Source organism: Aminivibrio sp., assembly GCF_016756745.1.
Taxonomy (GTDB): Bacteria; Synergistota; Synergistia; order Synergistales; family Aminobacteriaceae; genus Aminivibrio.
In genome coordinates this window covers 35,295-45,349 of sequence record NZ_JAESIH010000031.1, presented here as the reverse complement: position 1 = coordinate 45,349, position 10,055 = coordinate 35,295, and the positions used below count along the sequence as shown (strand labels likewise).

General features: G+C 62.6%; 10 protein-coding genes. All 10 read left to right on the top strand.

What is annotated here, in order from left to right; genetic code table 11:
- Positions 1-22 precede the first annotated feature (22 nt).
- The 10 genes from dnaJ (at position 23) to nrdD (ending at position 9,984) form a co-directional block, all read left to right on the top strand.
- The gene (dnaJ, locus tag JMJ95_RS03550; RefSeq protein ID WP_290682709.1) at positions 23-1,168 is read left to right on the top strand and encodes a molecular chaperone DnaJ; all 1,146 of its coding nucleotides are present in this window, start codon (positions 23-25) and stop codon (positions 1,166-1,168) included.
- 123 nt (positions 1,169-1,291) lie between these two features.
- A complete protein-coding gene (locus JMJ95_RS03545; RefSeq protein ID WP_290682707.1) occupies positions 1,292-2,179 on the top strand; it encodes a 50S ribosomal protein L11 methyltransferase in 888 nt (295 codons plus the stop codon).
- The gene (gene mtaB, locus JMJ95_RS03540) at positions 2,157-3,473 is read left to right on the top strand and encodes a tRNA (N(6)-L-threonylcarbamoyladenosine(37)-C(2))-methylthiotransferase MtaB (RefSeq protein WP_290682705.1); all 1,317 of its coding nucleotides are present in this window, start codon (positions 2,157-2,159) and stop codon (positions 3,471-3,473) included. Before JMJ95_RS03545 ends, mtaB begins: the two co-directional genes overlap by 23 nt.
- Positions 3,470-5,044 (top strand): Hsp70 family protein, encoded by a 1,575-nt coding sequence (locus JMJ95_RS03535; RefSeq protein ID WP_290682703.1) that lies wholly within the window; start codon positions 3,470-3,472, stop codon positions 5,042-5,044. Before mtaB ends, JMJ95_RS03535 begins: the two co-directional genes overlap by 4 nt.
- A 1-nt stretch (position 5,045) precedes the next feature.
- Positions 5,046-6,053, top strand: coding sequence for a DnaJ domain-containing protein (locus tag JMJ95_RS03530; protein WP_290682701.1), 1,008 nt, complete (start codon positions 5,046-5,048; stop codon positions 6,051-6,053).
- A gap of 20 nt (positions 6,054-6,073) precedes the next feature.
- Positions 6,074-6,415, top strand: a complete 342-nt coding sequence (locus JMJ95_RS03525) for an HIT domain-containing protein (RefSeq protein WP_290682699.1) — start codon at positions 6,074-6,076, stop codon at positions 6,413-6,415.
- Positions 6,416-6,447: 32 nt separating this feature from the next.
- Positions 6,448-6,636 (top strand): 30S ribosomal protein S21, encoded by a 189-nt coding sequence (gene rpsU, locus JMJ95_RS03520; protein ID WP_133955639.1) that lies wholly within the window; start codon positions 6,448-6,450, stop codon positions 6,634-6,636.
- A 6-nt stretch (positions 6,637-6,642) separates the two neighbouring features.
- On the top strand, positions 6,643-7,107 hold the full coding sequence (locus JMJ95_RS03515; RefSeq protein ID WP_290682695.1) for a GatB/YqeY domain-containing protein: 465 nt from the start codon (positions 6,643-6,645) through the stop codon (positions 7,105-7,107).
- Between the two features lie 224 nt (positions 7,108-7,331).
- Entirely contained in the window at positions 7,332-7,817 is a 486-nt protein-coding gene (gene nrdR, locus JMJ95_RS03510) for a transcriptional regulator NrdR (protein ID WP_290682693.1), read from the top strand.
- A 58-nt stretch (positions 7,818-7,875) separates the two neighbouring features.
- Positions 7,876-9,984 carry an anaerobic ribonucleoside-triphosphate reductase gene (gene nrdD, locus JMJ95_RS03505; protein WP_290682713.1) on the top strand — a complete coding sequence of 703 codons (2,109 nt, stop codon included), beginning with the start codon at positions 7,876-7,878 and terminating at the stop codon, positions 9,982-9,984.
- Positions 9,985-10,055: the final 71 nt, after the last annotated feature.

The following is a 10,055-nucleotide window of genomic DNA, read 5'->3' as shown; positions in this document are numbered from 1 at the left end:
CCAGGCGTAGGAGTGACCGAAGATGTACGGCCGGGGAGAGACCGACGATCTGTACCGGGTACTCGGGGTTTCGCGGGACGCCTCGGCGGCTGAGATAAAGAAGGCGTACAGGCAGCTGGTGCGGAAGTACCATCCCGACGCCAACCCGGGAAACAAGGAAGCGGAAGAGCATTTCAAGAAGATCAACCAGGCTTACGAAATCCTGAGCGACACCCAGAAGCGCGCCCAGTACGACCAGTTCGGCACCATGGACAACATGCCCGGCGGAAGCCCCTTCGACGGCTTCGGCGGGGGCGTGGGCGACATATTCGGCGATATTTTCGACAATTTCTTCGGGGGGGCGGGAGGCCGGAGAAGGGCCAACCCCAACGCCCCGCGGAGGGGAGCCGACCTCGAGATGGAAACGGAGGTCACCCTTCTGGAAGCAGCTGCCGGCGTGACCAGGGAGTTCCAGATCCCCCGGTGGGAGCCCTGCGGGGAGTGCGGAGGTTCCGGCGCGAAGCCCGGAACCTCTCCCGAGACCTGTCCGTCCTGCGGAGGCAGGGGTCAGGTGGAGACGAAACAACATACGCCCTTCGGCCAGTTCGTGACGGTGAACACCTGTCCCCGGTGCAACGGCGCAGGCAGGGTGGTAAAGGAAAAATGTCCGTCCTGCGGCGGTACCGGGCGAACCAGGAAGACCCGCAGGGTGGAGGTAAAAATCCCCGCCGGGGTGGATACGGGAACACGGCTGCGTGTTGCCGGAGAAGGGGAGCCCGGGACCAACGGCGGGTCCTCCGGCGACCTCTTCCTGGTGGTAACGGTGGCGGAACACCCCGATTTCAGGAGGGACGGCGCGGATCTGCACACCAGGCTGGTCCTCACCTTCCCCCAAGCGGCTCTGGGCTGTACCGTGCCGGTCCCGGTGCTCTCGGGTGAACCGGAGAATCTTTCCGTTCCTGCCGGAACCCAGCCGGGAAAGGTGTTTACCCTCAGGGGAAAAGGAATGCCCCGGCTCCGTGGGGCCAGGGGAACGGGAGACCTTCATGTCCATGTAGTGGTGGACGTGCCCAAGAAGCTGACCGACCGGCAGCGGGCCCTCATCGAGGAGCTGGCCAGGGAGATGCAGGTTGAAGTGGAGGACTCCGGTGTATTCGGCAAGTTCTTCCGGAAACTTTTCGACTCCTGAGAAAACGGTCCCGGGGAATATCCATCCCTCCTCCCTGTCAAAATCGCTTCTCATCTGGTACACTTTTTCTGTTTAAGGGAGGCTTAAGCCTCCCTTACTTCATATTCCCGGAGGAGATTTTCCATGACGAATACGACAGACAGCTACTGGTGGTATGTCACCCTGGAAGGAGGCCCCGGGAGTGAGGAAGTGCTCGCTTCCCTCGCTGAAATGTCGGGAAGCATCGGGTCCGAGGAGAGCGTGGCAGGCAATTCCGTTCTCATCAGGGCCTATTACCGTACCTCCCAGGATCTGGGGTTCTGGGTACAGCGCCTGGAAGAAGCCCTCAGCCCCTGGCCGGAGATAAAAATCGCCGACATGGGGAAAATAGAGAACAAGCAGTGGAACACCGACTGGAAGGACGCCTTCCCGCCACTCCCGGTGGGGGAGAAGCTGGTGGTCCTCGCCCCGTGGCACAAGGGCACCGAGCCGGAGGGCAGGATGCCCCTGTACATTTACCCCGGCTCCGCTTTCGGCACTGGGTACCACGAGAGCACCCAGATTGTCCTGACCCTGATGGAAAAACTCCCCCTGGAGGGAGCCGAGGGGGCCGACATCGGCACCGGGTCCGGCATCCTCGCCATAGCGGCCGTCAAGATGGGGGCAGCCGGGGTGCGGGCCAGGGACCTGGACCCTGCCGTCCTGTCCGAGGTCCGGCATAACCTGGAACTCAACGGTATCGAACCCGGCAGAGTGGAGCTCGAGGAGGGAAACCTCCTGGACGGCATGGAAGGGCCTGTGAACCTCCTTACGGCGAACATCATCATAGAGCCTCTCCTTGACATGCTGCCCTCTGTTCCGGGGATGCTCGCGGAAGGCGGCCGGGCGATCTTCTCCGGTCTCCTGGCGAAGGAGAGGGAACGGTTCTCCGCCGCCTTGGAGGAGCAGGGACTGCGGATTGTGGACGAACTGGTGATCAACGATTGGTGGGGGGTTGTCGCTGAACGGAATGATGAACGGCCTGGAAGGTAGGAAAATCTGGATCTGTTCCCTCGGGTGCCGCTCCAACCATTATGACGGAGAAGCCCTCGCCAACGCCTTCGCCGATGCCGGCGCGGAGCTCGTGAAATCGCCGGAGGAGTGCGATGGGGCGGTGCTGGTGAGCTGTACCGTCACCGCCATGGCGGACAAGAAATGCCGGCAGGCTGTCCGCAGGGTCCGGAGGCTTTCCCGGAACGCCCTTGTCGCCGTCTGCGGCTGCTGGGCCCAGAAGATCTCCAGGGAGGAAGCCGCTTCCCTGGGCATCTCCGTCGTTGTGGGCAACAGGCGCAAGGGCGAGCTGCCGGCCTTGCTCGCCGCAGCCCTCGGCGGGGAGTCTCCTTCCTTTGCCGAAGACCGAATCGATGTATTGCGGTCGAGGGAATGGGACGATCTTGCCCTCACCCGGCCGCTGCTCCATACGCGGGCCTTCGTGAAGATCCAGGACGGCTGCAACCATTTCTGTTCCTACTGCGCCATCCCCTACGTGCGGGGGTTTCCCGTAAGCCGGGATCCCGGCGATGTCCTCGCCGAAATAGAACGCATCGCCGCTTCGGGATGCCCCGAGGTGGTGCTTACAGGCGTCCATCTCGGCCTGTACGGAAAGTACGGCTCCGTTTCCCTGGCGGAGCTTGTCCGCCGCATCGCCGCCGTGGAGGGGATACGAAGGATCCGTTTCGGTTCTCTCGAACCCTTCGGCCTCGACGATGAACTCCTGGAAACCCTGGCGGCCGCACCCCGGTTCTGCCGTCACCTTCACCTGCCTCTTCAGAGCGGAAGCGGCTCCGTGCTGGGCCGGATGAAGCGGGGCTACGGCCCGGAGGAATTCCTGGCCCTCGCGGAGAAGGCGAGGAGCTTCCTGGGCGACGATCTTCACATCAGCACCGACGTTCTCGTGGGCTTCCCCGGCGAGACCGACGGCGATTTTGCCGACACCCTTTCCCTTATGAACGAATGCCGGTTCGGCAAGGTACACGTCTTCCCCTTCTCCCCAAGGGAAGGGACTGAGGCATGGTCCTATCCCGACAGGGTTCCCCGGGAAACGGTGCTCCGCAGGACCCGGGAGGCCCTCTCCGCCGCCGATGATCTGCTGGTCCGGTATGCCTCCCGGTGGGTGGGGGCCGATGTTGCCGTCCTCGCCGAGGAAACGGCGGGAAACTCCTTCCAGGGTCTGACTCCGTCTTTCCTGCGGGTGGTGGCCGGGGGCAGGGCGGAGCGGGGGGAAGAGGTGCAGGTGAAGATAACCCGGATATCCGGTGATTCCCTGAGGGGGAAGAGGACGCCGTGAGGACCGTCGGTTCGTTTTCCTCCGGTGACGGTCCCGTTCTCGGAATCGACCTCGGAACGAGATACGCCTTGTGTGCCGTTTTCGACGACGCACAGGGACCCCTGGTCGTTCCGAACCGCTGGGGGAAGAGATCCACTCCCTCGGTGACCGCGTGGACGGGGAACGGATGGACGGCCGGAGAGACTGCGGCGGCGGGGGAAATGAAGCACCCCTCCACCACGTGGTGGGACCTGAAGCGCAAGGTCGGCACACCGTGGAAAGGACGGTGCGGCCGGGCCTCCGTCTCCGCCGAGGATGCCCTCGTTCCGCTATTGACCCTTCTCCGGGAGGACGGGGAGGCCTTTCTGGGCACCTTTGTGGAGGCCTGCGTCCTTGCCGTTCCCGCCTCCTTCAGCTTTGCCGAGCGGTCCGCCATGGCCCGGGCCGCCCGTTCGGCAGGCTTTTCGCGGTTGAGGATCGTCAACGAACCCACGGCTGCGGCTCTTGCCTTCGGCTCGTCGGGGAGATTTCTCATCCTCGACTACGGCGCCGGCACCGTGGACCTGTCGGTGGTGGAGTGCGGCGGCGGAGTCTGGCAGGTCATCGAGAGCAGTGGAACACCCTCCTGCGGCGGCCGGGATTTCGACGCCGCCCTGGCGGTGCTTCTGGCCGAAAAGAGCGGGATCAACCCCGGAGGAGCGGACTCGCCCCTTCACCGCATGCTTCTCTCCGAAGCCGAGGAGGTCAAGATCGCCCTTTCCGCCTGCCTCTCCCATGAGTGGACCCCTCCGGCGGGTCCGGGAGCTTCTTCCGTGACGGTCACCCGAAGGGAGTTCGAAGACCTGGTCCGTCCGTCCCTGGAACGGGTTGTCGCCATGGCTGCGTCCCTCCGGGATGAGCACGGGCCGGCGAAACTCCTTCTCGTCGGCGGAGGGAGCCGGATTCCCCTCCTGAGAACCCTTCTCGCTGAACGGGTGGCCAGGCCTGAACACCTCAGCCGGTGCCCCGACGAGGCGGTGGTCACCGGGGCCGCCCTGTACGGCAGCCGGGCCGGGACGGAACGGCTGCTTCTGGATGTGCTGTCGGATGACCTCGGAATACTCGCCGCCGACGGAACTCCTGTTCCGCTGCTGGAGAAAGGCATGCACCTCCCTGCGAGAGTGGGAAAAAAATTCACCAGCGTCGGCAGCGGTCCGTTCATCCTCCGTGTTTTCCAGGGAGACCGGAATCGGGTCATTTCAACCGTGAGGATTCCTGACGCAGAAAAAGGAGAGTCCATCACCCTCGTCTTTGCCGTCGACTCCGGGGGACTGCTCCGGATGGACATCCTCAGGGAGGACGGGCGCGCCGCAGTCATACCGCCCCTCGAGGTCGGATCTTCCGGCGCATCCTCCTTCGACCCGCAGCCAGAGGATCTTCTCGACCTCGAAAAGCGGTTCGCCATGGTCTCCCCGGTCCTGTCCCCGGCGCAGCAGGCCAGGGGAGAGCTTCTTTTCCGAACCGTGAAGAGCCTCCGGGACGAGGGGTACTACCCCGAGGGGGCTGAATTCCTGGAGCAGATGGTGGCCGAGATGGAGAGGGTGATTCGCTGAAATGGCCGCGCCCATGGAAATACTGGACTGCTTTGAAATTCTCGGCATTACTCCCGGCGCCCATCCCGGAGAAATCCGGTCAGCCTTCCGCCGCCTTGCCCTCTCTTTCCACCCTGACGTGGCCGGTCCCGGGGAAGCGGGCAAGTTCGAGACCATTGCCGCTGCCTACGCCGTCCTGAAGTCGGCAAGTCCGGGAGAAGTGGCCGATGCTCTGAAAAAGAGGAAAAAATCTCCGGGGGCTGCACCCCGGAAGGAACGGGGCAGCTCCCCCTTCCGCCGGTGGAGAAAGGGAAAGGCGACTTCATCCCCTTCAGGAAAAACGGAGGAAGAGGGGGACGGCTCGGGAAGGATCCGGGAACTCCTCCTGGAACGGGCCCTGGTGGAGGCGGAGCTCTCGGTTGCCAGACTGCTTGAAAGGGCCAGGGCGGGGGAGAGTGCCGAAAATGTTTCCCAACTGGTGAAGCGCCTCCTCGGGGCTCACCCCGGAGTGCGGCTTCTTGCCCTGGGAGCCCTGGGCCGGAAGGCGCCCGGGGAAGAAGTGTTTGCCGCCCTCCTTGAAATGGTGCGCCTCTGGCCCGTGGATGAAGATGTGCTTGAACACCTGGTCCTCTTGGACTATTCCCAGGAGCGGAGGAGAAAGATGGCCGAAGCTCTCGCCGCCCGGGCGGCTTCCTTGCCTGAACGGCCGGCCCTGGCCTTTCTCCGGTGGATGTCCCCCCTCCCGGACAGGGCGGACTTCCTGGGGAAAATCCTTTCACACCAGTCGGCTCGGGTACTTGCCTCGGCCCTTTCTCTCTGGCCGGGGGGCACCCTTCCGGACGACCTTGCCCTCATCCGTCTGCTGAAGCGGGATGAAGAGGAGATTCTCGTCCCCCTCCTGAGAATACTGAAGTCCGGGGGAGCCCCTCCGTGGGCCGGCCCACGGCTTGCTGCACTATCGGAAAAACATCCTTCCGCTGCCGTCAGAGTTTGGGCCCGGAGTATTGTGCGGGCCCAAAATCTGGTATAAAATACTGTGAGGTGGGATTTTTGGACGGAAAGTGTCTGTTCTGCGAAATTTCGGCGGGAAGGGTCCCTGCGGATATAGTGTACGGCGACGAAGATGTGATCGCGATCCGGGATATAGCTCCCCAGGCGCCCCTGCACCTTCTGATCATACCGAGAGAACACGTGGAATCAGCGGCCCATGTCCGAAAGCCCGAAGTGTGGTCGAAAGTCATGGACTGTGCCGTGCAGACGGCCTTCCGTCTCGGGTTTGCCCCGGGCGGATACAGGCTGGTGGTAAATTGCGGCGAACAGGCCGGGCAGACGATTCCCCACCTTCATATTCACCTGTTGGCGGGACGCAGTTTCCGCTGGCCACCGGGGTAGATGCGGGTGGCGAAGAAAGGGGGGAATGGTGTATGACGACTGTCGTTCGGAGAGAAAACGAATCCCTTGATGACGCTCTCAGACGGTTCAAACGCGAGGTCTCCAAGGTAGGGACCCTGCGCGAGGTGCGCAAGAGAGAGCACTACGAGAAGCCCAGTGAAGCGAAGAAGACGAAACGGGCCGAAGCCGCGCGGAAGAGGCGGACCAAGTCCAGGGGGTAGAACACGGTGATTGATCTCGAGAAACGGATTTCAGACGATCTCCTTGCCGCCATGAAAGAGAAGAAGGAGATGGAGCTGTCCTCCCTCCGAATGCTCAAGGCGGAGTTCCAGCGGGCCAAAACGGAGAAGGGACACGCCGGCGAGCTGTCGGAGGACGAGGTCATATCCGTGATCCAGCGGCTTGTGAAGCAGCGCCGCGAGGCGGCAGACCAGTACACGGCCGTCGGAGCGGGCGATCGTGCAGCCCGGGAACTGAAAGAGGCTCTGTTCATCGAGACTTATCTTCCGGAACAGCTCAGTGACGAAGAACTCGGTCAGATCGTCGAGGAGGCGGGCGCCCTTGCGAAAGCCACCGGTCCCAAGGACATGGGCCGGGTCATGGGCAAGGTTATGGCTGCAGTCAGGGGTCGCGCCGACGGGAAAAGGGTCAGGGCCAGGGTTCAGGAATATCTCCAGTCCCTTGTCGAATAGTCCTTGCCGCAGCGGTTTGTGTAATTCAACCAGTCATAGTGAACTGAAAGCCGGGGAAACCCGGCTTTTTTCGTCTTTTCTCCCCGGTGTTTCTTCCGGTGACATTGTGGACAACGGCCCATAGGCACGGGGACCCAGGGAAATGGGCTCTTTGTCTCTCTGGAAAAACACCACATATTGGGGTATCATACCGAATGATGTCCTACATATAGGGAGGTTCGCCCATGAGATGTCCATCCTGCGGAGCCATGGAAACACGGGTCATCGAGACCCGGACCGCCGACGAAGGCCGGGTGGTCCGTCGGCGGAGGGAGTGTCCCGAGTGCTCCAGCCGCTTCACCACCTATGAGAAGGCCGAGGAGAAGCGAACCCTGCGGGTGATCAAGAAGGACGGAAGCAGGGAGAGCTTCGGCCGGGACAAGATCATCCGGGGCATAAGCAGGGCCTGCGAAAAGCTCCCCGTCTCCCTTGAACAGATAGAAGACTTGGCCTCGAAGATCGAGGACGATCTCAAGACGGAAGGGTACGGCGAGGTTCCCGTGTCGGAGATCGGCCGGAGGGTCATGGAAGGCCTCCGGAAGATCAACCAGGTTGCCTACGTCCGGTTTGCCTCGGTCTACAGGGAGTTCACGGATCTTCAGAGTTTCCAGCACGAAATTGCCCGTCTCATCGGCGAAAAGGAGGTTTCCGGAAATGGCGAAGAAGACTGACGAACAGGCGGCGTTCCTCCGGGGAAGGGAAGAGCCTTCCCCGGGAAGGGAACAGGACATGCCCGGACGGCAGATGGTCATGTTTGCCCCGGGGGGCGAGTCCACGGACCTCGCCCTCATGGTGGACGCCCTTGCCCACGAGGAAACTCGGTCCTGGCACCCGTCCCGGATCCGGGACGCGCTGGTGAAGGAAGCGGGCGTGGAGCCCGGCCTTGCCGGCGAGATCGCCTCCGAGGTGGAGTCGGACCTTCTGCGGTGGGGAAGGGACAGGGTCACCACGTCCCTTGTCAGGGAGCTTGTCAACGTCAAGCTCTTCCAGAGGGGATTGGACGCCAAGCTCCAGGACCACAGCCGGATCGGCATTCCCATCCATGACCTGGAGACCATGATGCTGAACCCCAACCGGGAGAACAGCAACACCACCCATAACCCGGAATCCATCAATCTCTCCATTGCGGAGCTGGCGCTGAAGCAGTACGCCCTTACGAAGGTTTTCTCCAGGGATGTGGCGGAAGCCCACCTGTCGGGGACCATCCACCTCCATGATCTGGGCATGGTAAACCGGCCCTACTGTTCCGGCCAGAGCGTCGCCTACGTGGCGAAGTTCGGCCTCAACCTGCCGTCCATCACGAGCATTTCCAAGCCGGCGAAGCACCCTGACGTCCTGCTGGCCCACCTGCTCAAGATGACTTCGGTGCTCCAGAACAACTTTGCCGGGGCCATCGGGTGGGATGCGGTGAACACCTTTTTCGCCCCCTATCTCGCCGGTCTGCCGGAGGAGCGGATCCACCAGCTCGCCCAGATGCTCATTTTCGAGTTCAACCAGCTCGCCGGCGGCAGGGGAGGACAGGTCGCCTTCACGGACATCAACCTCTACTACGAGATCCCGAAACACTTCCGGGACGTGCCCGCCATCGGACCGGGAGGGGTGGAGACGGGAAAGACCTACGGCGACTATGCCGCCGAGGCGAAGAGCTTCCTGAAGGCCCTCTTCCGGGTCTACCTGGAGGGGGACAGCCGGGGGCAGCCTTTCTTTTTCCCCAAGCCGCTGCTGCACATCACCGAGGATTTCTTCCGCGAGGAGGGGTGGGAGGAGATGCTTTCCCTCGCCTGCGAACTGTCAGCGGAAAAGGGGAACACCTATTATGTCTTCGACCGCGGGGACGTGGTGAAGCTCTCGGAGTGCTGCCGCCTGAGCTTCGAGCTCGACGACAGGGATCTCCTCGATGCACGCACTCCATGGAAGCTCCGCTTCTGCGCCCTGCAGAACGTCACCCTGAACCTGCCCCGGCTCGCCTACCGGAGCGGGGGAGACAGGGAAAGCCTGTTTGATCTGATCGACCATTACATGGAACTCGCGGCAAAGGCTCACGTCCAGAAAAGAGAGTTCCTGGGGAGCATCCTTGCCCAGGGGAAGAAGGGGCCCCTCTCAGTGCTCTGCATGGACCACGACGGCGAGGCCTATCTCCGGATTGACAAGGCGAAGTACCTCATCGGCATCCTCGGCGTGAATGAGATGGTCCAGGTGATGACGGGGAAACAGCTCCACGAGTCCGAGGAGGCCCTCGGCCTTGCCCTCGCCGCGGTCCAGTACATGAACCTGAAGTGCGAAGCCCTCACGGAGCGCACGGGGCTTTCCGTGGTGCTGGAGCAGACTCCGGCGGAGAGCACCGCCTACCGCTTCGCCAAGCTCGACCTGAAAGACTGGCCGGAAGCCGCGTCGGTGGTGAAGGGCGATCCCTGCAGCGGCGAGGTGTACTACACCAACAGCAGCCATATCCCCTACTCCGTCCGGATGGACCCGGCGGACAAGGTGCTGTGGGAAGGGCGGTTCCATCCCATGATTTCCGCCGGAGCCATCACCCATCTCTGGATGGGGGAGCATAAGCCGGATCCGGACGCTCTGGCGTCCTTTATCCGGAAGATTTTCCGTCACACGGAGAACGCCCAAGTGGCTTTCAGTCCCGAGTTCACCATCTGCAACAGCTGCGGCCGGGTGAGCCGCGGGCTCCGGACGGAATGCGGCTGGTGCGGAAGCCGTGACGTGGACGGCATCACGAGGATCACGGGCTATTTCACCCGGACCTCGAGTTGGAACGGCGGCAAGAGGGCTGAACTCCGGGATCGGGTACGGACATCCCTGCAATCGTCCGGCCTGCGGGGATGATTTTTCGCGCTGCCGCAGATGCAAATGCACTCTTCCTGTAGGCGCCTTTTTTGTGTATAATTCCGGGGAAG